At 66.3% G+C, this 22,879-nt stretch carries 22 protein-coding genes; 7 read left to right on the top strand and 15 right to left on the bottom strand.

Annotation, left to right across the window (positions count from 1 at the left end; translation table 11 throughout):
* Positions 1-10 precede the first annotated feature (10 nt).
* A complete protein-coding gene (locus Y900_RS05715; protein WP_051660322.1) occupies positions 11-736 on the top strand; it encodes a class I SAM-dependent methyltransferase in 726 nt (241 codons plus the stop codon).
* Positions 733-2,037, top strand: a complete 1,305-nt coding sequence (locus Y900_RS05710) for a cytochrome P450 (protein ID WP_036339991.1) — start codon at positions 733-735, stop codon at positions 2,035-2,037. The genes Y900_RS05715 and Y900_RS05710 overlap by 4 nt, the downstream gene beginning before the upstream one ends.
* 76 nt (positions 2,038-2,113) lie before the next feature.
* Here the strand turns inward: Y900_RS05710 and Y900_RS05705 are convergent, their stop codons facing one another.
* Both Y900_RS05705 and Y900_RS05700 read right to left on the bottom strand, forming a co-directional pair.
* Entirely contained in the window at positions 2,114-3,325 is a 1,212-nt protein-coding gene (locus Y900_RS05705; RefSeq protein ID WP_036339988.1) for a pyridoxal phosphate-dependent aminotransferase, read from the bottom strand.
* A 187-nt stretch (positions 3,326-3,512) separates the two neighbouring features.
* Complete coding sequence (locus Y900_RS05700; protein WP_036339986.1) at positions 3,513-3,821, bottom strand: hypothetical protein; 309 nt, start codon at positions 3,819-3,821, stop codon at positions 3,513-3,515.
* A 366-nt stretch (positions 3,822-4,187) separates the two neighbouring features.
* Between Y900_RS05700 and Y900_RS05695 the strand changes: the two genes are divergently transcribed.
* On the top strand, positions 4,188-5,354 hold the full coding sequence (locus Y900_RS05695; protein WP_036339968.1) for a serine/threonine-protein kinase: 1,167 nt from the start codon (positions 4,188-4,190) through the stop codon (positions 5,352-5,354).
* 23 nt (positions 5,355-5,377) lie between these two features.
* Here the strand turns inward: Y900_RS05695 and Y900_RS30805 are convergent, their stop codons facing one another.
* The 3 genes from Y900_RS30805 to Y900_RS05680 all read right to left on the bottom strand — a co-directional run bounded on the left by Y900_RS30805 (position 5,378) and on the right by Y900_RS05680 (position 7,715).
* A complete protein-coding gene (locus tag Y900_RS30805; protein ID WP_157838232.1) occupies positions 5,378-5,713 on the bottom strand; it encodes an STAS domain-containing protein in 336 nt (111 codons plus the stop codon).
* A 248-nt stretch (positions 5,714-5,961) separates the two neighbouring features.
* Entirely contained in the window at positions 5,962-6,246 is a 285-nt protein-coding gene (locus Y900_RS05685; protein WP_036339965.1) for a hypothetical protein, read from the bottom strand.
* 1,079 nt (positions 6,247-7,325) lie between these two features.
* Positions 7,326-7,715 carry a hypothetical protein gene (locus Y900_RS05680; protein ID WP_131536095.1) on the bottom strand — a complete coding sequence of 130 codons (390 nt, stop codon included), beginning with the start codon at positions 7,713-7,715 and terminating at the stop codon, positions 7,326-7,328.
* Positions 7,716-7,818: 103 nt separating this feature from the next.
* Between Y900_RS05680 and Y900_RS05675 the strand changes: the two genes are divergently transcribed.
* The gene (locus Y900_RS05675; RefSeq protein ID WP_036339959.1) at positions 7,819-8,172 is read left to right on the top strand and encodes a hypothetical protein; all 354 of its coding nucleotides are present in this window, start codon (positions 7,819-7,821) and stop codon (positions 8,170-8,172) included.
* Between the two features lie 10 nt (positions 8,173-8,182).
* On the opposite strand, the gene bluB is transcribed toward Y900_RS05675, so the two are convergent.
* On the bottom strand, positions 8,183-8,827 hold the full coding sequence (gene bluB / locus Y900_RS05670) for a 5,6-dimethylbenzimidazole synthase (protein WP_036339957.1): 645 nt from the start codon (positions 8,825-8,827) through the stop codon (positions 8,183-8,185).
* A 124-nt stretch (positions 8,828-8,951) separates the two neighbouring features.
* Between bluB and Y900_RS05665 the strand changes: the two genes are divergently transcribed.
* The gene (locus tag Y900_RS05665) at positions 8,952-9,896 is read left to right on the top strand and encodes an alpha/beta fold hydrolase (RefSeq protein ID WP_036339955.1); all 945 of its coding nucleotides are present in this window, start codon (positions 8,952-8,954) and stop codon (positions 9,894-9,896) included.
* Here the strand turns inward: Y900_RS05665 and Y900_RS05660 are convergent.
* From Y900_RS05660 to Y900_RS05645, 4 genes are all read right to left on the bottom strand, one after another.
* Entirely contained in the window at positions 9,886-11,226 is a 1,341-nt protein-coding gene (locus tag Y900_RS05660) for a flavin monoamine oxidase family protein (protein WP_036339953.1), read from the bottom strand. The two genes, Y900_RS05665 and Y900_RS05660, sit on opposite strands and share 11 nt — an antisense overlap.
* Positions 11,227-11,314: 88 nt before the next feature.
* The gene (locus tag Y900_RS05655) at positions 11,315-12,295 is read right to left on the bottom strand and encodes a TIGR03617 family F420-dependent LLM class oxidoreductase (RefSeq protein WP_036339952.1); all 981 of its coding nucleotides are present in this window, start codon (positions 12,293-12,295) and stop codon (positions 11,315-11,317) included.
* A 7-nt stretch (positions 12,296-12,302) separates the two neighbouring features.
* Positions 12,303-13,415, bottom strand: a complete 1,113-nt coding sequence (locus Y900_RS05650) for an Rv3169 family protein (RefSeq protein WP_036339948.1) — start codon at positions 13,413-13,415, stop codon at positions 12,303-12,305.
* Between the two features lie 5 nt (positions 13,416-13,420).
* On the bottom strand, positions 13,421-14,560 hold the full coding sequence (locus Y900_RS05645; RefSeq protein ID WP_036339946.1) for a phosphotransferase family protein: 1,140 nt from the start codon (positions 14,558-14,560) through the stop codon (positions 13,421-13,423).
* A gap of 42 nt (positions 14,561-14,602) precedes the next feature.
* Here Y900_RS05645 and Y900_RS05640 point away from each other — a divergent pair, with 42 nt between their 5' ends.
* Both Y900_RS05640 and Y900_RS05635 read left to right on the top strand, forming a co-directional pair.
* Positions 14,603-15,205 carry a TetR/AcrR family transcriptional regulator C-terminal ligand-binding domain-containing protein gene (locus Y900_RS05640; protein ID WP_036339945.1) on the top strand — a complete coding sequence of 201 codons (603 nt, stop codon included), beginning with the start codon at positions 14,603-14,605 and terminating at the stop codon, positions 15,203-15,205.
* A 14-nt stretch (positions 15,206-15,219) separates the two neighbouring features.
* Complete coding sequence (locus Y900_RS05635; protein ID WP_036339944.1) at positions 15,220-16,107, top strand: SDR family NAD(P)-dependent oxidoreductase; 888 nt, start codon at positions 15,220-15,222, stop codon at positions 16,105-16,107.
* Between the two features lie 24 nt (positions 16,108-16,131).
* Here the strand turns inward: Y900_RS05635 and Y900_RS05630 are convergent, their stop codons facing one another.
* From Y900_RS05630 to nuoL, 5 genes are all read right to left on the bottom strand, one after another.
* Complete coding sequence (locus tag Y900_RS05630; RefSeq protein WP_192827475.1) at positions 16,132-17,016, bottom strand: DUF4344 domain-containing metallopeptidase; 885 nt, start codon at positions 17,014-17,016, stop codon at positions 16,132-16,134.
* Positions 17,017-17,107: 91 nt separating this feature from the next.
* A complete protein-coding gene (locus Y900_RS05625) occupies positions 17,108-17,866 on the bottom strand; it encodes an enoyl-CoA hydratase (protein ID WP_036339943.1) in 759 nt (252 codons plus the stop codon).
* Positions 17,866-19,428: an NADH-quinone oxidoreductase subunit NuoN gene (gene nuoN, locus Y900_RS05620; RefSeq protein ID WP_036339942.1), complete on the bottom strand. Its 1,563-nt coding sequence runs from the start codon at positions 19,426-19,428 to the stop codon at positions 17,866-17,868. The genes Y900_RS05625 and nuoN overlap by 1 nt, the downstream gene beginning before the upstream one ends.
* Positions 19,425-20,984, bottom strand: coding sequence for an NADH-quinone oxidoreductase subunit M (locus tag Y900_RS05615; protein WP_036345945.1), 1,560 nt, complete (start codon positions 20,982-20,984; stop codon positions 19,425-19,427). The genes nuoN and Y900_RS05615 overlap by 4 nt, the downstream gene beginning before the upstream one ends.
* A 5-nt stretch (positions 20,985-20,989) precedes the next feature.
* Positions 20,990-22,873 (bottom strand): NADH-quinone oxidoreductase subunit L, encoded by a 1,884-nt coding sequence (gene nuoL / locus Y900_RS05610; protein WP_036345943.1) that lies wholly within the window; start codon positions 22,871-22,873, stop codon positions 20,990-20,992.
* Positions 22,874-22,879: the final 6 nt, after the last annotated feature.

Below are 22,879 nucleotides of genomic sequence, written 5' to 3'. Positions count from 1 at the left end.
TATCGCGACCATGCCCCGCGCCGGATTCGACGCCTCCTGGTTGGACCGGCGTCTGCAGACCGGCCGGCTGGAATACCTGGACCGCGACGATGTCAACGATCGCGTCAAGCGGCAGGTGATGTGGTCTCTGGACTGGATGGGCCGGATCCTGCGGGATCACGAGCACCTTGCTGCCAGGGCGCTGCCGCTCGTCGCGAACATCATCGAGCCGAGAATCCTGGAGTTGGGGGCAGGTCACGGGGCGCTGTCGCGAGCAGTGCTGGCTTTGCGCCCCGACGCGCGCGTCACGGTGACCGACGTCGATCCGGTATCGGTGGCCACCATCGCCGCAGGCGATCTCGGCAGTGATCCGAGAGCGGTTGTCCGCCGCGTCGACGCCACCGATATCGACGCCCCCGACCGGTCCTACGATCTCGCGTTGTTCGCCCTGTCATTTCATCATCTGCCGCCGGTTCAGGCCGCGCGCGTGCTGGCGGAGGGAACCCGCGTCGCGGACACGCTGCTGATCTGCGATCTGTATCGGCCGTCGGCTCCCGTGCACCTCCTGCGGCTGGCGTCGATGCTGCCCTTCGTGCTGCTGCCGTTCGCCCACGACGGTCTGATCAGTTCGTTGCGTGCGTACAGCCCTTCGGCATTCCGTGCGTTGGCCGCCCACGCCGATCCTGCCATCACCGTCGAGTTCAGCCGCCTTGGTCGCAATCACATTGTGCTGGCACGGCGCACGAGGCTGCCGTGAGTCTGCTGCAGACAGCGGCCGCACTCGGGCGCGCGGCGTGGGCCGGCATCGACCCGGAGGGTTTCTTCCGGCGCCACGCCGCCGACCGCGCACCGTTCACGGTGCTGTTTCCCGGACTGGGTGAGGTGTTGTTCTTCACCACCATGGACGGGGCGCGCGACGTTCTCACCCTGCCGGGGGCACTGTGCAGGGCGCCGTTGCCCAACCCGATCGAGCCGGTCGTCGGCAACAATTCGCTGATCTTGCTCTCCGGGGAGGCGCATCGCCGGGCTCGAAGTGTCCTGGCGCCACCGTTTCGCGGCGAGCTCATGCGTGACTATCTCGATCTGATCGCCGAGGCCACGGAGGGGGAGATCGCGGCGTTGCGGCCGGGCGATCAGCTGTTGGTGGGCCGCGCCGCGCAATCGATCACCCTGGACGTGGTGATCCGGGTGGTGTTCGGGGTCACCGATGATGCCCGCCGTCGCCAGTTCTCCTCAGTGACAACGCAGTTGCTCCGATCCGGTGGCGCGGCGCTGATGCTGGTGCCTTGGCTGCGCCGCAATATCGCGGGGCACGGCCCGTGGGCCCGGCTGGTCGCCTTCCGAACCCAACTCGATGATTTGTTGTCCGAGCAGATCGACGAACGACGACGCAGCGGTGAGCGCGGGGGCGATGTACTGGCGTCGATTCTCGACGCCACCGATGACGAGGGCAACAGCTTGACCGACGAGATGCTGCGCGACCAGCTGCGGACGATGTTGGCCGCCGGCCACGAAACCAGCTCCACGTCGCTGGCGTGGGCGCTGCACCACATCCACCGCGACGACCGTGTCCGCACTCGCGTGCTCGACGAGCTCGCCACCGTCGACACACCGGCTGAGTTGGCCACCCTGCCCTACCTCGCCGCGGTGATCCAGGAAACCCTGCGCATCCACCCGACAGTGCCGATCGTCCTGCGCAGGCTCACCGGGCCACGCACAGTCGCCGGTGTTGCCTGCGCAGCCGGTGACGTGGTGGGGATAGCGCTGCCCGCACTTCATGTCAACCCCGGCCTGTGGACCAGCCCGAACACCTTCGCCCCCGAACGCTTTCTGAAGGAAAGGCCATCGCCATTCCAGTACGCGCCCTTCGGCGGGGGCTACCGCAGGTGCATCGGCGCGGCGTTCGCGCTCGACGAGTTGGCGGTCGCGATCGGCACCCTGATGAAACGGCTCGACCTCGCGCCTGTACGCCGTGGGCGACCGCCGCACGCGGTGGCGCGCGGGATTGCGACCAAGCCGAGCCGCGAAATCACGCTGAAAGTGATCGCCCGGCGCTAGTCACCGGCGTCGAGCGTGGGGGCACTCGGCGGTCGTCGCGTCGATCCTCACCGAGATCCCGCACTCTCGGCGGTGGTCACTGGCGATAGGTCGCCAGGAACTGACCGATCGTCCCGATGGTGGCTTCCAACTCATCGGCCCGCGGCAGCATCACGATCCGGACGTGGTCGGGGTCAGGCCAACTGAGGCCGGTGCCGGGAATGATGTGGATCTTCTCCTGCAGTAGCAGGTCCAACGCGAACTGCTCGTCGTCGCGGATCGGATACACGTTGAGGTCGATTTTCGGGAACGCATAGAGCGCACCTCGGGGTTTGACGCACGACACGCCGGGAATGGAGTTGAGTGTCGCCCAGGCGCGGTCGCGTTGCTGGCGCAGCGCGCCGACCGGCAGCGTGAGGTCGTGGTCGGACCCATCGGCCTCCAGTGCGATCTGAATCGCTTGCTGGCCGGGCACATTCGCGCATCGGCGTAGACCGGCGACGGTGGTCAGTCCGTCGAGGTAGCTCACCGCATGATCCGTCGGCCCCGATACCGCGAGCCAACCTGCGCGAAATCCAGCGCAGCGGTAAGCCTTTGACAGGCCGTTGAAAGTCAGGCACAGCAGATCCGGTGCCAACGAGGCCGTCGTGGTGTGAACGGCGTCGTCGTAGAGGATCTTGTCGTAGATCTCGTCGGAACAGACGATCAGGTTGTGCTCGCGAGCGACGTCGAGAATGCCGGTCAGCACCTCGGATGGGTACACCGCGCCGGTCGGATTGTTCGGGTTGATGATGACGATCGCCCTGGTTCGTGCGGTGACCTTCGCTGCGATGTCGGCGACGTCCGGATACCAGTCCGACGACTCGTCGCACCGATAGTGGACCGCGCGTCCGCCGTTGACGTTCACCGCGGCGGTCCATACCGGGAAGTCTGGAGCAGGCACCAGGACCTCGTCGCGCTCGTCGAGCAAGGCCGTCATGGCCATCACGATCAGTTCGGAGGCGCCGTTGCCCAGGAACACATGCTCGACGTCGATGCCAGGGACATCGCGGAGGGAGTAGTACTGCACGACGGCGTTGCGGGCCGGCAGCAGCCCCTTGGTGGGGCTGTAGCCGGCCGAGTTCGGCAGGGCCTCGGCGATGTGGCGAACCAGCTCAGCAGGCGCCTCGAACCCGAATGGGAACGGGTCGCCCGTATCGAGCCGCATGACGCGGTGTCCGGCTGCCTCGAGTCGCGATACCTGCTCGGCGATGGGCCCCGGCGCTTCGTGCGAGAGGTTGGACAACCTGCTCGACTGCGCGAACTTCATACGGTTCCTTCGCAGGGTCATCCCGGGTCGCGGGCGCTGTATTAACCGAAGCGTCAAAAGCCTAGCGTCCAATAGGCGACTGACCGAGCGATCAGGTGAACGCGTGAGCTGCGACATTGGTTAGCCTTACCAGCGAAAATGGTGTTGTCGCTGGTGGCCGTCGTCGCCCGGCGGCACGCGTGGCTCGCTACGTCCGTCCGCGCTTCAAGAGCACGGCAACGGAGACGACGGCGATGATCAAGACCACAGCCGCCGGAATGGCCTGCTCCCGCGCCCGTTGAGCCGTCAACGGCATGGCCCGGGGTTTCGCTGAGGTGGGCAGTGGAGCAGCGCGGGCGGACGTGGGCGCCGCGAGTGATGCGTCCGCTGCGGCGACCGAAGGTGGCGTCTGCGAATGGTTCTCGGTCCAGAACCGGTGTCCACCGAAGAACAGTAGGGCGGCGGACGAGAACACCACGGCCCCCGATACGAGGCCGCCGCGAGTGATGCGTGGCATGAATTCGGCCTAAGGTCTGGCAACACCGGCCGCTACCGTCGTAGGACGTGCGTGTCGCTGCTTGGCGAGACGCCGGCACGGTGATACCCCTGGACCGGCGATCTGCAGGACTGTCGAGCCTGTTGTTGTCATCACTATCGCCACGACGCGCGGCGACGTTACCGCCCCGATCCGTACCATTGCGTTGTGCTGCATCACCTTTCGTTGTGCCCAGCATCTGGAAAGGGTGGCCCATCGTTTTACCAGCAGAGTCTCTGATGCGGCTAGGCTCATCCGCACCATGAGTCACTCGAGAAACCGCCTCGACGAGCGCTCCGGTCGATCGAGGCTGGTTTGCGCCGCCATCATCGTGGCTATGGAGAAGTTATGACCGGCCACGAGATGCTCGTGGACCGCTATGCAATTCACGGTGTTCTCGGCCGCGGAGGCATGGCTGAGGTCCGCGAGGGATGGGACACCAGGCTGAATCGGCCGGTGGCCATCAAACTGCTCCATCCGACGCTGAGCGCCGATCCGGGCATTCGGCACCGGTTCGAGGACGAAGCCCGGTCAGCTGCTCGACTCTGCCACCAGAACATCGTCACGGTCTACGACTTCGGCGAGCACCAGGGCGCGCCGTTCATCGTGCTGGAACGCTTGCCGGGGCAGACACTGGCCGACATCATCGCCGGCGGGCCGATGCCCGTGTCGCACGTGCGCTCCATGCTGGACGACGTCCTTGCCGGTCTCGGTGTGGCCCATGCGGCAGGGGTGCTACACCGGGATATCAAGCCCGGCAACATCCTGGTCTCGGCCCCGGGTGACTCGATGAAGGTGGCCGACTTCGGTATCGCCAAGACCGCTGGTGCCGCGCACACGATGACCGGCCAGATCGTCGGGACGATGAGTTACATGAGTCCTGAGCGCGTCGCCGGGGCTCCTGCGTCGGTCGGCGACGACCTCTACGCCGTCGGCCTGATGGGCTATGAAGCGCTCGTGGGCAGAAGGGCGTTCCCGCAAGACAACCCCGCCGCGTTGGCGCACGCGATCATGGACAGCACACCTGCGCCCGTCGCGGCGGTGCGTAGCGATGTGGATCCAGTGCTCGCCGCAGTTATCGACCGTGCCATCGCCCGAAATGCGTTGCAGCGCTTTGCTAGTGCCGAACACATGCGCGCCGCCTTGGCCGGCGATCAGCGGGCGCTGCGCGGCGATGCCGTCTCGGCGGGGTCTCGACCGGGAACCAAAGTCCTTGAAGGACATCCGATTCCATCCGCCCCCTACCGGCCGCAGCCACCTCGGCAGCGGGTGCGCACGTACGGAATCGCGGCGGGCGTCCTTGGTGTTCTCGCCGTCTCGGCGTTCGCCTTGGCGATGGAACCGGCGTCGTCGACGCCGGCACCGCAACCAGTCAGCACCAGCACCCCCGTCGTCCCAACGCCGAGCGTCGCACCGCCGCCGAGCCCGGTCGTCGAGCAGCCTGCCCCCGTGCAACCCCCGCCGGGAGGACCTGCCGGCCGCGGGCACGGAAAGGGCGACAATAAGCGGGGCTAGCTGCGCAACCTAGCTGGTTCCGCTTAGGCGCACAGTTGCTCGCAGAGCGACATGACACGCGAAACACATTGTGCTGGTTCGACTTCGAGTGCAACGTTCGCTTCATCGCAGCGTTCTTCGATGCACTCGAGCGCTGAAATTCCAGCGCAGTCAAAGAATGTCACCTGTGTCATGTCCAGAGTGAGGTGTCGGCAGTTACCAGCACGGCGGAAAACGTAGTCGGTGAATTCGCGGGCGGTGGACATGTCGACGTCGCCAACCGCGGTGACGCGAACGTCAGTGGTGTTGGACCACTCTGCAAAGAGTTGCAGTCGGTCTGTAGGCGGGTCAACGGTCGAATTAGACGCGATCAAATGCATCGAATGGCTCCAATGAGCACTAGAAGGAAGTGACAAGTGTGTGGGACGCGCCCGAAAGGCTCGCATTGCGGGTGCAACGTGCACCGCTCGCCTGCGACGTATACCGAGGCTGGAAATTCAACCTAATTCGACCCTACACCCATAGGGATGCCGCGGCCCAGCTCGGCGAACACCTACTGTTGGGGCCGGTCGGGGGCGAGCAGATCCCCAACGCTGCCGGCAGCAGTGCCGGCGTCGTGGGAAAACGGTCAGCAGGGCATGTCGGCCGGGGTGTAGTACGGCACTCCGTTGCCGGTCAGACACGGCGGGCGCCCGGCTGCGGCTTGATTCGCCGCATCATCGGGCGAGGCGACGGGCGGTACGACGCCGGGGCTCAGCTCGATCCCGGGCCCGACCATCACATCCGGGCTGACGGCGACGCATCCCGTGGCGTCCTGCGCCGCAGCCGCTGCGCCGCAATCGTCGGCCCGAGCCGGCGAGGGTGCCACCACCAGTGCCGCAGCCACCAACACGACGGCAAAAAGTGTCTTCATCGGAATGTTATTACTCGCCTGGGGCCGCGCTGAGGCGAGTTTCGGCCGCATTGGGCCGGCTCGTGTCGGCCACTCCGCAGCGCAGTCTTCCAGCGACCTTGTATCTCAGCGGACCTGCTGCACCCGGTTTCGGGGTGGCGCAGGTGACTGGCGGTATGTGGGCGAGTAGATATATTCGGTTCATGGGGAGACTGGACGTCGATCCGACGCTTTGGGGGCACTCGCTGCGCGGTGTAAGGCCCTGGCGACAGCCGTGATTCCAGCGGCGGCGCCCGCGCGCGGGCCCTCTGGTCCCGCGGCCGCTGTGGCTGTGGAGGCGCTGCACGATGCGGTGAATGTCGCCGCCGGAGCCTTGGCACTTCGCTTGGAAGTGACAAGCACAGCGCTGGGTCGAACCGCGTCAGATTTCGCCGAGCATGAGGCGCAAGCTGCTCGTCGGCTCGCGATGCTGAAGCCGTCGGTGGACAGTTAACCTCATGCCGGCAGTGCCGACGCCGCCCGCAACGCCGATACCGACATTGTCAGCGGTCGAGGGTTGGAGCACCGAATACCTCAGTGCCGCAGCAGGGCACTGGACGAGTACCGCCGCCACATGGGAGGACGCCTTCACCGAGGTGGCAAACGAGACTGGTTCTCCCGCAGGTGCCCAGTGGGATGGGGTCGCGGCCGCCGCCGCGCAGTTACGCACCTATCGCGATCGCTTGAAGGTCATCGGATCGGCTGACGAATTGCATAGTGCCGCTGCGGCTGCTCGCGCGGGTGCTGAGGAATTGAGCGCCACCAAGCAACGAGCGGTCGCTGCAATCTCTCAGGCGCGGAGCGCGGGTTTTGATGTCGCAGAAGACCTTTCGGTATCATATCGCGGGCGTGTTACGGCAACCAACGCCGCCTCGTTGCAGACGCAGGCACAGACATTAGCCGCGAGCATCCGGACCAAGGCGATGGAACTTTCCGCCGTCGACCAGGTTCGTCGAGGCGAAGGCGCTCCCGCGGTTCGAGGCGACGATCGACGAGTTCGACCGCCAGTCGATGGACGTATTCGTCGCCGCTACAACCAGTTTGTGATCACGGTTGTTGCCCTACTCACTCGCGAAGTTTGGCTCGATCTCTTCTGCGATAGCAGCGCCCTTCGGGGTCAGGTTCAACCATGCGTACCACGGCCAGATGGTGTCCTCGTCGAATCGGTCGATGTAGATCTGGCGGACGCGATCCAGTGATTCGTTCAAGGACGTTGACCACTTCGCGAACCGGTCATCGGGACCGTTGAGGTCTCCGATTTCCGCGAGATCGTCCTGGACGAGATCGCGGATTAACGTCATGACCCGCTGCTGTATCGTCTGGATTGGCTCACCCGGGTGCGCCCTTACCGTGTGGTAGTGCAGCCGCTGCAAGGGAATCCAATCGATCAACCCACGCACGAGCACTTCGTCGCGCGCTGACATGTCAGTGTCCGGATTGGACTGGTCCACCCCCCTTTTACTGTGCGCGGCGCGATCTCGTCGCCGCTCTGTGCTCATGAGGTGATGGACACATCGCCGATTCTGTTGTCGTCAATTCGGGTACGAAATCTGCATGGCACTGAAAACACTCTCTTTGACATCAGTTCTGTTCTCCGGTGCGGCAGCTGCCGCGATCGCGGTCGCTCCACTCGCTGCCGCCGATCCCGCGCCGGGCTGCGTCAACCCTGACGGCAGCCCCTGCCCGGTCGCCACCGCCGGCCCGAACGGCGCGTCCGGTGTCATTCCCGGTGGTCCGGGCGGCGTGGCCGGCCCGTCTGGCGCGTCCGGGTCGATTCCGAATGGTCCCGGCGGTACCGCGGACCGCGGCGGTGCCAGCGGCGGGATCCCGAACGGTCCCAGCGGCTCGGCCGGGCCCGGCGGGGCAACCGGATGCATCCCGTACGTGGGTTGCGCCTCCGTCGGTTAATCGAATCTGGCTAACTCCAACGGTTTTCGCTGACGAATTCGGCGAGTGGACGCCCGAACGTCCACTCGTCGAGTTCGAGCGCAGGGCGGTCAGGGAAGTCTGGCACCGGGCCGAGGCACAAGACGGCCACCGGCTCACCGCCGGCGGGAATCCCCAGTAGCTCGCCAAGTCGCTGCGGATCGAAGATGGACACCCAGCCCATCCCGAGGCCCTCGGCTCGCGCTGCCAACCACAAGTTCTGGATCGCGCACGACACTGAAGCCAGGTCCATCTGCGGCATCGTGCGGCGGCCGAAGACGTGGTTCTCGCGGCCGTCGCCGAGCGCCACCACCAGCAATTCAGCGCAATCCAGGATGCCCTCCACCTTGAGCGCGAGGAATTCTTCCGCCCTGGCACCCAAAGCGTCGGCAGTGTGCCTGCGCTCTTCATCGACCAGAGCATGGATCTTGTGCCGCAACCCCGTGTCGGTGATGCGCAGGAACCGCCAGGGCTGCATCAGGCCGACGCTGGGGGCGGCGTGGGCGGCCGCCAGCAACCGCGCCAGCACCGCATCGGGTACCGACGCCCCTGGGCTGAACCTGCGCATGTCCCGGCGCTCGTGGATGACGCGGTAGACGGCGCGGCGTTCGGCGTCGGTGAACGCGTGCTCGGTCACCGGGTCATCCTAAGAGGCACGGTGCGGTAACGACCCGCGCGGTGCGACGGTTCGATTGCGTTCGCGGTGGTTACTCTAGGGATCCCGGAGCGGCAGTGGCGCCGTCCCGAGCGAGGAGGGGGCCATGTCAGCGTCCCGTACGGCCGTCAAGAACGGTATCGACCTGCCGCCCAGCCGGACAGTTGAGGTGCGGGCCGCCGACGGCACCCGGCTCCACACCGAGGTGTTCGGCCCCGACGATGGCTATCCGATCGTGCTGGCCCACGGCATCACCTGCGCGCTGCGGGTCTGGCATCAGCAGATCAAAGATCTGTCCAGCGACTTCCGGGTAATCGCCTACGACCATCGCGGACACGGCCGCAGCGACGTCCCCCGGCGGTCCGGCTACAGCCTCGGCCACCTGGCCGGGGACCTGGACTCCGTGCTGACCGCGACCTTGCGTCCGGGCGAACGAGCGGTGATCGCGGGGCATTCGATGGGCGGCATCGCGATCAGTTCCTGGGCCGACCGCTATCGGCACCGCGTTGCCCGGCGTGCCGACGCCGTCGCGCTGATCAACACCACCACCGGCGACCTTCTGAAAGAGATCAACCTGCTGCGGGTGCCCGCCATGTTGGCGGCCGGCCGATCGCTCGCCGCACGTCACATGATCAGGACATTCGGCGGCGCGCCACTGGTGTGGGGCGCCCAGCCCGGCAGCCGCTGGTTCGTAACGATGATGGCCGTGGGTGCGGGCGCCGATCCGGCGATCGGCAAGCTGGTTCACGACCTGTTCGCCGAGACTCCGGCCGGCGGACGCGGGGCCTGGGCGCGAGTGCTCGTCGACGAGATGAATTCCCGCCACATCGACCTCACCGGCCTGACGGTGCCCACACTGGTGATCGGCAGCACCGACGACCGGCTGTTGCCGATGTGCCAGTCCCGTAAGATCGCCGACGCTGTGCCCAACCTGGTCGACCTGGTCGAGACGCCGGGCGGACACTGCGCGATCCTGGAGCATCCCGACGTCGTAAACGGGCACCTGCGCACACTGATCTCAGCGGTGACCGCGCAGCGCATCAGCTCCTAAGCGCCGCAACCACTTCCGCTGCCGCACGCCGCCCGGACCGCACCGCGCCGTCCAGGAAGCCGGTCCACTCGTCCGCGGTCTCGGTGCCTGCCCAGTGCAGCGGTCCGACCGGTTCGCGTAGCAGACTGCCGAACTCCGTCCAGGAGCCGGGTGGAACCGCCGCGGTCGGGCCGCCAGGTGCGAAAGTCTCGGCCCCCCAACAGTGGTCGAGGTAATCGATGGGGTTCTCGGCGTCCGGGCCGAACAACGCCGAGAAGCAGCCGAGTGCTTGCTTGCGGCGCTCCTCGGCGCCGAGGGCGTCGAATCCGCGGGAGTCGGCGAACCCGAGCAGGATTCCCGGGCCGTCGTCGCCGGGGCTGACGTCGAACGTGATGAACACCGGGCCCTCGTCGGACAGCGCCTGCCCGGACAGGCTTTTGTCGCGCCAGAACGGGCGCCGATACGCGACGTACGCCTTGCTCAGGGCGCCCTGCGGCCAGCTTTGGGCCAGCTGCTGGTAGCCGATCGGCGGTGCAGGGGCGACGTCGATGTTCAGCCGGTGCGCCGGCGGGATCGCCACGATTACACGTCGAGCCTCGACGACGCCGGCTGACGACGTGACCGCGACCGCGTCATCGGACCATTCGATTCGCGTGGCTATCGCACTCAGCCGCACGCGGTCACCCAGTTCGGCGGCCATCGCGTCGGCGATCTGCTGGGTGCCGCCGGGGAAGTGGTCCTGCTGGGCGCCGCCGACCACGTCGAGCATGCGGTCCAACCCCCCGGCTGCCTTGACGTAGCGCACCGCATGCAGCATCGACACCGCGTCGGGCTCCGCCCCCCAGGTGACCCGAGACATGATGGCCATCAGGTCGTGCGACGACGCGCTCGCGCCCACCGAGCGCAACCAGCCACCGAGCGACGTCGCGTCGAGCCGCTTGGCCTTGGCCGATGTCCAGGGTTGGGCGATGTCGATGCCGCGGCCCAGTCGCTCGACCTGCCATTGGATCCGGCCGATGTCGAGCAGTCCGAACAGCGACACCTTGGGAATCGTGCCGCGGTAGGAGCGCACCCTGCCTCGCCAGCGGATGAGATTGGCGCCGTCGTGGTACGTGGGGGAGGTTCGGCAGCCGAGCTCATCGGCCAGCGCGAGCACCGCATCCTGGGTGGGGCCGACGAAGGTGCCGCCGAGGTCGACGGGAACACCGGCCAGCGATACGGTGCTCGAGCGTCCGCCGACGCGGTCGCGGCCCTCCAGCACCAGCACCTCGTGCCCGTGTTTGACCAGTTCCCGTGCGGCTGCCAGGCCTGCGAAGCCCGCGCCGATCACCACTACGTCATAACCCACCACCCCACCAGTGTCGCCTGTCCCTTTCGCCCAAACCAACGTTTGGCAGCGAAAGGGCGCGTGGCGACCTGCAGAACGTCGACTTCGGCGGCTAGCGGGCCAGCTCGTCGACGATCTCGGCCAGCGTCTCGGTGGCGATCGGTCCCGGCTGATACAGGCAGACAGTGTCGCCGACGCCGTCCACCCGACCCCGGATGTGTGCGGCGATCTGCTTGGGTGTGCCGCACGCCGCGATGGTGTGCAACACCTCGTCACTGATGAGGTCGGCCATCTCCTGCCATTTGCCTTGCTTGGACATCGAATTCAGCTCGGGCTGCAGATCACCCCAGCCGTGGATGTCGAGCACCGGGCGGTACGCCGGGGTGGATCCGTAGAACGCCAGCAGCCGCCGCGTCGCGTCGTGATCCTCGCCCGCGGACAGGATGATCTCGGGCACGATCGCGAACGACGACTCGGACCGTCCGGCCGCGGCGAGCCCGTCGCGCACCGCGGGCATCGTCGACTCGCGCAGGAACTTCGCCGAGCCGAACGGCATCACCAGCAGTCCGTCCGCCACCTCCGCGGTCGCCCTGGTGAGCCGAGGTCCCAGCGCACCGACGTAAATCGGCGGCGGCCCAAAGGGATTCGGGCCAGGATTGAACATCGGTGTCATCAAGGTGTGGCGGTAGTACTCGCCGCGGAAATCCAGTCGCTCGCCGGTCTCCCAGGTGGCAAAGATTGCCCGCAGCGCGCGGACCAGCTCGTGCATCCGCGCGACCGGTTTGTCGAACACCGCGCCATAGTGCTTCTCGATCTGGGCGCGCACCTGGGTGCCCAGTCCGAGGGTGAACCGGCCCTGGGCAAGCAGCTGGTGATCGTAGGCCTGGTGGGCCAACTGGATCGGGTTGCGCGGGAACGCGATTGCCACGTTGGTCATCAGGTCCAGGCCGCCGACGCCGGCGGCCAGCGTCAGCGGTGCGAACACGTCGTGCGGGCCTTCGAAGGTGAACACACCGCTGGCGCCGGCTTCGCGCAGGGCCCGGGCACGATCGACCGCATCGGTGGGCCCGAACAGGGCAGTCAGAACTTTCACGATGTGGTTACGGCGCGACCGTCAGCCAGTCGGCGAAGCCCGACGGGTCGTGGCGGCCCAGGGCGCCGTGTTCGAACAGGCCCCAGCCCTCGACCGACGATGCGCCGTCGTGGCACACTGCGCGCCCGACGTGGTCGATCACGCCGAACGCGGAGCGTCCGATGATGGCCGGATCGTTCATGTCATAGGTGAGTCGCTCGGCGAACTTCTCGCCCTTCCACACGCCGTGGATCCAATCTGAGTCGCCGCCGTAGCCGCCGCCGACGTGGATCGGAACGGGCAGCTTCGACTCCACATCGAAACGAAGCGTCGCGCCCTTGGCGTCAGTGGCCTCGATTGTCGCGCCGGTCGGAATGCGAGTGCCTGAGCGGTAGTGGATCTTGACCCGCGGCCAGCCCAGCTGCTCGACCCGTCCGTCGCGCCAGATCCGCGTGCAGTCGTTGAGCGAGCGGAAGCCATCGGGCGCCTCCTGGATGATGATGACGATCGCGTAGTCCTCGAAGGCCATCGGGACATACAGCCACCACATGCCTTCGAAAGGCGGGTCGGCCGGGCGACCGGCGGGCTCGGCCTCGCCGATCGGACGGATACCCCACGACCGGTCGCGGCTGCCGATCCACACCGACGGGTCGACGGCGATCTCCTCGCCATCGATGACGATATGTCCTGCCCAGGAACCTAATTGGGCGAACCGCTGCGCGTCCAGTGTCACCCGGTTTCCCTGACGCATGATGTGCGGCTGCTCCTGAACGACCGGGAACAGGCCTTCCCAGGTGAGGTCGACGGCCATACCCTCGGTCTCGTCCATGACGATCCGTACCTTCTGCAGCGGATCGATCACCTCGACGCGGTAGCCGTTGCAGTGCTGGTTGAGCCGGTCCTGGTCGATCGAGTCGGACACGTGGACCGCGGTCTGCGTGTCACCCCGCCTCACGAGTACGTAGGCGTCCTTGACCCCGAGATTGGGGTAGTAGCCGATGCCGGTGATCAAGAAGATGTCGCCGGTGCGGTCGTGGGCGTTGAAATAGCTGCGGTCGTAGAAGTTCCGGTCCGAGGAGTTCGGCCAGGCGATCGGCAGCGGCGCCTGGTGGACGGGATATTCGTCGAGCGGTCCGAGCATGGTGGCTATGCCTCCTCGATGAGCCGGCGCAGCAGCCCGGCGTGGTAGAACGTCGACTCGACGTCCGCTGGCTTTTCGATCTCGCCGAAGTGCACGCGGCGCGCGCCGGTGCGCATGAAAACGCAGCACCAGATCACCCCGGAGTAGACGTAGAACCAGCGCAGGTCGCCGAGTTCGACGCCGGTCAGCTTCTGGTAGGTGGCGCGAACGTCCTCTTCACGCATCACGTCCGGCAGGCCGGGCATCCCGGCGAGTCCCGCGAGTTCCTGGAACACCATGTGCGCGAAGATGATCCACGCCACGTCAAGCTCACGCGGACCCAGCGTCGCCATCTCCCAGTCCAGCACCGCGACCGGCCGGAAGTCCTCGTAGAGCACGTTGCCGATACGCGAGTCGCCCCACGCCAGCACGGTTTCGCCGGCCGCGACTTCGGTGGGGAAGTTGTCTTCCAGCCAAGTCAGTGCGGTCTCGACCAGCGGCGAGCGGCCGATGTCGGGTACGGCGAACTCGTACCAGCCCTTGAGCCAGTTCAATTGGCGACGCAGCGGGGTGTCACCCTCGGGCACTGCTTCGGCGAGGAACCCGAATGAGTCGGCGGCGTTGGGAATCGAGTGCAGCTTGGCCAGCACCTCGACTGTCGCATCCTGCAGCGCACGCTGCTGCTCGGCCGGCGCGTCGGCAAACCAGTTGTCCCCGAACGTATACGGCATCACGTCGGGTGGGACGATGCCGTCGACATGGTTCATCAGGAAGAACGGGGCGCCGAGCACCGTGCCCGTCGGGTCGATCCAGCGCACCTTCGGCACCGGCACGTCGGTCAGTTCGTCGACCAGCCGGATGACCTCGAACTGATGGTCCATCCGGTAGGTGATGAAGACCGGGACGTCCTCGGTGGTGGGTGCCACCCGGGCCACCCACTTCTGCTCGACCTGTTTGCCGTCCTGCACCCAGCGGCCGGTCAGGATGATCGTCTCCGACGACATGCCGTTGGAGTCGATGCCGCTTTCGACAGTCACGTCGGGCGTGACACCGCCAGGCATGACGGTCGACAGCCATTCCGACAGCAGCGCGGGAACGGTGCTGACGTCACGACCGGAACGTTGCAGCCGATCGAGGTCGGTTTCTACAGACGGTTGGTTGGTCACCTTTGTCCTCTCCAACCCTATTACGATACGGTGGGTAGCGTTATGAAAGCAGACGCGTCTTCGCTTGACAAGACCGTGGTCCCGGGGAGGCCCCGCGATCCGCGTATCGACGCTGCCATACTGCGTGCCACTGCGGAGCTCCTTGTCGAAATCGGTTATCCGAATCTGACTTTGGCGGCCGTCGCCGAACGGGCGGGGACGACGAAGACGGCCCTGTACCGTCGCTGGTCGAGTAAGGCCGAGTTGGTCCATGAGGCGGCTTTCCCGACCGCGCCGACGGCGTTGACGACGCCGGCCGGCGATATTTCAGCCGATGTCCGCGCGATGCTCTCGGCCACTCGCGACGTGTTCACCAGTCCTGTGGTGCGCGCCGCGCTGCCCGGGCTGATCGCGGACATGAGCGCCGACGCGGCGCTGAACGCCCGGGTGATGTCCCGGTTCACCGAATTGTTCGCCGCGGTGCGGGATCGCCTGACCGAAGCGGTGCACTGCCGCGAAGTGCACGCCGACGTCGACCCGGAACGCCTCATCGAACTGATCGGTGGTGCGACGATGATGCGGTTACTGTTGCGCCCCGACGACGTTCTCGACGAGAGCTGGGTGGACCAGACCGCGGCGATCCTCGTCCACGGGGTGGCGCTATGACTGTCAGGAGTGCGATGACTGGACGACTTGCCGGCCGAACCGCCATCGTCACCGGCGCGAGCCGTGGGCTCGGCCGCGCGACCGCCCTGGCGCTGGCCGCCGAGGGCGCGGCGGTGGCGGTGGTGGCGCGAACCCAGCAGCAGTGGGACGACCGGCTGCCGGGCACCATCGGCGACACCGTCGCGGCCATCGAAGCCGGCGGTGGGCAGGCTGTGGCGATTGCCGCCGACCTCCTCGATCGCGACGACCTTCCCCGCCTGGTCGACGAAGCCCGGGCAGCGTTGGGGCCCATCACGATTCTGGTGAACAACGCCGCGTTCACCGCGCCGGGACGCCCGCCCAAGCCGGATGCCGCACCGAAGGCGCCGAAGCCCACGAGTGTGCCGGCGGCTGCCAACGCCGAATGGCCGGGCTTCGTGACGATTCCGTTCACTGCCTATCGACGGCACTTCGAGATCGGCGTGTTCGCCTCCTACGAGCTGATGCAGCTGGTGTGCCCCGACATGTTCGCCGCCGGTGTCGGCTCGATCATCAATGTCACGTCCGTGGCATCCCGGGTGCCCGGTGACGGGCCGTACACGAACTTCACGGGTGGTGTGCTGCCCGGTTACGGCGGATCGAAGGCCGCGCTGGAGCACCTGACCTGGTGCGCGGCCTACGATCTGCAGCGGCACAACATCGCGGTCAACGCGCTGGCACCGTCGCGGCCGATCCCGACACCGGGCTTGTCCTACTACCGCACCGAATTCGCGAGCGTGTCGCCGGATGACGAGTTCGCCCGTGCCGCAGTAGAATTGGCTCTGGTCGACCCGAACGTCGTCACGGGCCGAACCATCGGCCATCTCGAAGCGCTTGACGGCAGCTTCGCGGCGTTCACCAACACCGAGTCCGCGCTGGGTTAGCGGTGACCGACGCTGGTGCCGCAGCTACTTCAAGTGCGGGCCCAGCAGCTGACTCCACGCGTGGCTCAGCTTGTCCCATTCGTCCTCGCACAGCTCGGCGCGACTCTGGGGAAGATGGCCGTCGCCGACCAGGTCGCCGTTGGCGGCCGGGTTCGAACCGTAGACCCAGCATTCCATGTTGAAGGCCCTCACCTTGTTCGGCGAATGCCCACCGGCGAGGTCGTTGTCATCGAGTTCACCGGCGGCCTCGGCGTAGCCCTGGAATTCACGTGCCGAGTCTTTGACGGCCTGCACATTGGCCGGGTCCACTTTGCCGTCCGGTCCCGGCGTCAGCAGGATGTAGGCCGAAAGCTGGTCGGCGACATCCTCTTCGCGACCGGTGATGGGCAGGTCGTACAGGCTGATCACCATGTGACCGAGCTCGTGGTAGAAGGTGGCGATCTCGCCGTTGACGGTGGATGCCCTCGGATCGGCGTCACCGGCTTTGGTGTAGATCTCCAGACCCTCCGTCGCTTCTTCGTAGCAGAGCACCACCGAGTTGTCGCCCGGATCCCAATACGCGTTGGCCGTGTCACATTGCTTACCGACCAACTGGATGTCGTGCGGCAGTTTGAGGGTGTTGTTGACACTGGTCGAAAGATGGTTCAGGAGGTCGGCCTGCTCTTGGATATCGCGGCCGGTCTTGGCCTCCGGCGAGGTGGCATCGTCGTACCTCGGAATCATCGAGCCCGGCGAATCGCCTTTGCCTGCCTCGGATGGGTCGGCCGGGTGGTCCGACTGTGCCGGGCTCGCCTGCGCCGTCGAGGGACTGGCGGTGGACTCGCGAGGCTGATCGGGATGCGATCCGCACCCGCTGAGCAGTACCACCAGGCCGAGAAAAGCCGCACCGGTGCGAACGCAGTCTGTCACAAGACGATATTGAATCACTCACATGCTGAAATCGACGTTTTGCTGCGATTTACTCGCACTTTCCCGGCGAATTGTCGGTTTGGGCGAGGGACTACATCTGCCGCTTGTTGCGCTCGGCCACCTCGCGCTGACGCGCGGCCAGCTCATCGGTGCTGACATGGGAGTCGGCGGCCACCGCTCGTTCGGCCTTCAACGCAGGCCCGGTGACCGCCGCGGTCCCGGTGCGGTATATCTCCTTGAGACCCGACATGGTGGGGGACGGCACTTCTGCGATCTGGCCGGCGAGGTCGAGCGCACGCGGCAGAAGGTGTTCGTGGGCAACCACTTCGGTGACCAGCCCGATCTTCTCGGCGCGCCGGGCGTCGACCACCTCGCCGGTCATCGACAGGCGTCGCGCCATGGCGGACCCGACCAGCCGGGGCAGTCGCGCCGTCATCCCGCCGCCGGGCAGGATCCCGACCCGGGCGTGGGTGTCGGCGAAAACGGCACGCTCCGAGGCGATCAGGAAGTCGCAAGCCAGCGCGATCTCCAAACCGCCGGTGAAGGTCGCACCGTTGATCGCCCCGACGACCGGCTTGCTCAGCTCGACGATGGCGTTCATGCAGTTCATTTTGTCGAACCGCCCGAAATAGTCCATGCCCAGGCTCTGCGCCTGCTTGAGGTCGACACCGGCGCAGAACGCCGGATCGGTGCCGGTGAGCACCACGGCACGCACCGACTCGTCGGCCTCGGCCGCACCGAGCGCGGTATAGAGCGCCTCGAACAACTCGGTGCTCAAGGCATTGCGCACCTCGGGGCGGTTCATCGTCAAAACCCGGACTGCGCCGTGGTCATCGCTGAGGAGAATCATCAATCCAGGAATCTAGCCGCATGGTCGACGAGGTCGAGCAGCGGCTGGGGCAGCGCACCGAGCGCGAACGTGATGGCCGCGGTCACAGTGATGGTTGCGACACTCAACGAGCTGGGCGTGACGACCTCCGGGGCGTCCTGCGGCGGGTCGGTGAAGAACATCAGCACGATCACCCGCACGTAGAAGTACGCCGCGATCGCCGAGGCGATCACACCCACCACCACGAGTGGGATCGCGCCGCCCTGCCCGGCCGCCTTGAACACCGCGAACTTGCTGACGAACCCGCTGGTCAGCGGTATGCCGGCGAACGCGAGCAAGAAGAGTGAAAACACCACGCCGACAAGGGGATAGCGCCGGCCCAATCCCGCCCAGCGAGACATGTCGGTCTCCTCGGCTCCGGTCGCGTCGCGGACCACGCTCACCACGGCGAAGGCACCCAGGGTGGAGAACCCGTAGGCGAAGAGATAGAACAGGGTGGCCGACAGCCCTGGCGGGTTCGCGGCGATCACCCCGGTGAGGATGAAACCGGCATGCGCCACAGCCGAATACGCGAGCATGCGCTTGACGTCGGTCTGGGTCACCGCGGTGATCGTGCCGACGACCATGGTGAGGATCGCCACCGCCCACAGGACTGGCCGCCATTCGTGGTTGAGGCCGGGCAGCGCGACGTAGAAGATGCGCAGCATCGCGCCGAAAGCGGCAACCTTTGTGGCGGCCGCCATGAATGCGGTGATCGGGGTGGGCGCGCCCTGGTAAACGTCAGGGATCCAGGAGTGGAACGGCACCGCACCGACCTTGAACAGCACACCGACGGCGACCAGAGCCGCGCCGACCAGCGCCAACGCGGAGTTGTCGGTATTGACATCGATCGCGCGCGCGATTCCGGGCAGGCTCAAGGTGCCCGCGTAGCCGTACAGCAGGGCGATGCCGTAGAGGAAGAACGCCGACGAGAACGCGCCCAGCAGAAAGTATTTCAGCGCTGATTCCTGAGACAGCAGCCGGCGGCGGCGAGCCAGCCCACACATCAGGTACAGCGGCAGCGAGAACACCTCCAGCGCCACGAACATCGTCAGCAGGTCGTTGGCCGCCGGGAACAGCATCATCCCGGCCACCGCGAACATGGTCAGCGGGAACACCTCGGTCTGGACCAGCGCCGCCTTGATGGCGATCTTCTCCGCGACGCTGCCCGGCACCGTTGACGCGTCCGGGGTGAAGGCGTCCAATGTTGCTGAGCTGTCCTCGAATTCGGCCGGTGTGCGACGTTCGGCGATCAACAACACGCCGAGCACCCCGATCAGCAGGATGGTGCCCTGCAGGAACAGTGCGGGAGCGTCGACCGCGACCGCGCCGACCACCGCGGACTGACCCACCCCGTGCAGATCGCGAGCCAACAGCACCACGGCGGCGAAGGCGGCCACCAGGCCCGCCAGGCTCAGGGTGACTTGAGTTGCGTAGCGGCTCTTGCGGGGCGCGAACGCCTCGACCAGCACTCCGGCGACGGCCACGCCGACGACGATCAATACCGGGGCGACTTGGCTGTATTCGATGCTGGGCGCGGTCACGGGCGGGCCCCTTCCGCGACCGTCGGCGCCGGGTCGGGTTCGTGAATCGATGTCAGTGTTGCGGTCACCGCCGGGTTGATGACATCCAGGGCGATCTTCGGGTATACCCCGAGGCCGATCAACAGCGCGATCAACGGTGCCACCACGAGCAGTTCCCGTGGCCGCAGATCCCGCACGCGGTCGGTTCCGTCAGTGACGGGACCGGTCATCATCCGCTGATAGAGCCACAGGATGTAGATCGCCGAGAGCACCAGCGCCACCGACGCGATGACGGCGAAGGCCGGGTAGCGGGTGAATGTGCCGATGAGGACCAGGAATTCACTGATGAACGGCGCCAGGCCCGGTAGCGACAGCGTCGCCAGGCCCGCCACCAGGAAGGTGCCCGCCAGCACGGGTGCGACTTTCTGGACTCCGCCGTAGTCGGCGATGAGGCGGCTGCCGCGGCGGCTGACCAGGAACCCGGCGATCAAGAACAGCGCGGCGGTGGAGATTCCGTGGTTGACCATGTACAGGGTGGAGCCGGCCTGACCCTGGCTGGTCATCACGAAGATGCCGAGGATGATGAAGCCGAAGTGGCTGATCGAGGTGTAAGCGATCAGCCGCATGACGTCGGTCTGGCCGATCGCCAGGACGGCCCCGTAGACGATGCCGATAACGGCCAGGGCGATGATGACCGGGCGGAAATACGTTGCGGAATCAGGGAACAGCGGCAGGCAGTAACGCAGCATCCCGAATGTGCCGACCTTGTCCATCACGGCCATCATCAACACCGCCGACGCGGGCGTGGCCTGGACGGCTGCGTCGGGCAGCCACCGGTGGAACGGCCATAGCGGAGCTTTCACCGCGAAAGCGAACATGAACCCTCCGAACACCGCGTTGGCGATGCCGGGGCTCATGGTGAACTTCCCAGTGGCCACCGCGTCGGCGATCACACGGAAGTCGAACGTTCCTGCCTCGAACGCCTTGCTGGCCGACGTCACCACATAGAGACCGATCACCGCGGCCAGCATGATCAACCCGCCGAACAGGTTGTACAGCAAGAACTTCACCGCGGCCTTGGACCGATTCTCGCCGCCGAACCCGCCGATCAGGAAGTACATCGGGATCAGCATGGCTTCGAAGAACACATAGAACAGCAGGATGTCCAGGGCGACCAGCGACATCATCACCATGCCCTCGACCGCGAGCATCAGCGCGATGTAGCCGTGCGATGCCCGCCCGGACAACCCCGGCCGGTCGTCGGCGTCGTTCCAGCCGGCGATCAGCAGGATCGGCACCAGCACGGCGGTGAGCACCACCAGAGCCAGGGCGATCCCGTCGAGGCCGAGAATGTAACCGGTGCCGAACGACGGTATCCACGGGTGGTTTTCGACGAACTGGAATTGTTGGCCGGTCGGATCGAACCGCACCGCGAGCACCAGCGATAGCGCCAGAACCGCGAGGGACACCACCACACCGGCGTACTTCGCGGCCTGCCGCAGCGAGGCAGGCAGCAGGATGATCAGGGCCGCGCCGATGACCGGGATGGCCCACAGAATGGTCAGCCAGGGAATCATGCCACTCACCTCCACGCCGTGAAGAGGACTGCGGCGACCACCAGCGCAGTACCGGCCAACATGGACAACGCATAGGAGCGGGCGTACCCGGTCTGCACCTGGCGCAGGCGGTCCGACAACCGCCCGACCACGAATGCCAGCCCCTTCGTCACCCCGTCGACGCCCTTCTCATCTACGGCGACAAGGCCTTTGGTGAGTTCCTGGCCCGTGCGCATGAACGCCGCCTCGTTGAACGCGTCACCGTAGAGATCGTTGCGCGCCGCGACGGTCAACGCGGAAACGTCCAGCGGTGCGGACTCGGGAACCTTGTGGTTCGCGTACTGCCGGTACGCCACCGCGATACCGATCGCGACGACGCCCAGTGCGGTGACGGTGATGATCCAGGCCGGAAAGACGTGTGCGGCCTCGTGATGTCCGACGACGGGTTCCAGCCAGTGCTCCAGGGTTTTGCCGATGGCGAGCAGCGCTCCGGCGCCGACCGAGCCGACCGCGAGGACGATCATCGGTGCCGTCATCGAGGCGGGGGATTCGTGCGGGTGGGTGTTGGGCTTCCAGCGCCGCTGCCCGAAGAACGTCAGCAGCATCACCCGGGTCATGTAGAACGCGGTGATCCCGGCGCCGAGCAGGGCGGCACCGCCGAGGAGCAATCCTTTGAGTCCGCCGGTGTTGAGGGCGGTTTCGATGATCGCGTCTTTGGAGAAGTACCCGGCGAACGGTGGGACGCCGATAATGGCGAGATAGCCCAGCCCGAAGGTGACGAAGGTGACGGGCAGCAGCGTACGCAGGCCGCCGAAGCGACGCATGTCGGTTTCGTCGTTCATCGCGTGCATGACCGAGCCGGCGCCGAGGAACAGGCCGGCTTTGAAGAAGCCGTGGGTGAGCAGATGCATGATGGCCACCGCATAGCCGGCGGGGCCGAGGCCGGCGGCGAGCACCATGTAGCCGATCTGGCTCATGGTGGAGGCGGCGAGAGCCTTTTTGATGTCGTCTTTCGCGCAGCCGATGATCGCCCCGAACAACAGGGTCACCGCCCCCACGGTGACGACGGCGGTCTGCGCGGCGGGCGCAGCGGTGAAGATCGGGCCGGAGCGGACGATCAGATACACACCGGCAGTGACCATGGTGGCGGCGTGGATAAGGGCGGACACCGGAGTGGGGCCCTCCATGGCGTCGCCGAGCCAGGACTGCAGCGGCACCTGCGCGCTCTTGCCGCACGCCCCGAGCAGGAGCAGCAGACCGACGGCGGTCAACACACCCGACGTCATCTGCGGCACTGCACTGAACACCGTGCTGAAGGTGACCGAGCCCAGCGTGGCGAACAAGACCATCAACGCGATCGCCAGACCCATGTCGCCGACCCGGTTGACCACGAACGCCTTCTTCGCCGCGGTGGCCGCGCTCGGTTTGTACGACCAGAACCCGATCAGAAGGTACGACGCCAGACCCACACCTTCCCAACCCATGTAGAGGCCGAGGTAGTTGTCGGCGAGCACCAGCAACAACATCGCGGCGACGAACAGGTTGAGGTAGGCGAAAAACCGCCGGCGGCCGGGATCGGTTTTCATGTAGCCGATCGAGTAGATGTGGATCAGCGCCCCGACGCCGGTAATCAAGAGCACGAAGCACATGGACAGCGCATCGAGTTGCAGGCCGAAGTCCACCCGCAGGACTCCGACCGGCACCCAGGAGAACAGCACCTCGTGCACGGTCCGGTCTTCACTGGGCAGACCGATTAGATGGGTGAACAACACCGCGCCGCAGGCGAACGCGCCGATCACCGCGGCGCAGCCCAGAAGATGCCCCCACGCGTCGGTGGCCTTACCGCCCAGCAGCAGGATCACCGCGCCGGCCAAGGGCAGGGCGACGGTCAACAGGAGAAAGGTCTGCATGGCGGT

It is taken from the genome of Mycolicibacterium aromaticivorans JS19b1 = JCM 16368, assembly GCF_000559085.1.
In the GTDB taxonomy this organism is placed as follows: Bacteria; Actinomycetota; Actinomycetes; order Mycobacteriales; family Mycobacteriaceae; genus Mycobacterium; species Mycobacterium aromaticivorans.
This window is presented reverse-complemented; position numbering and strand designations above follow the sequence as displayed.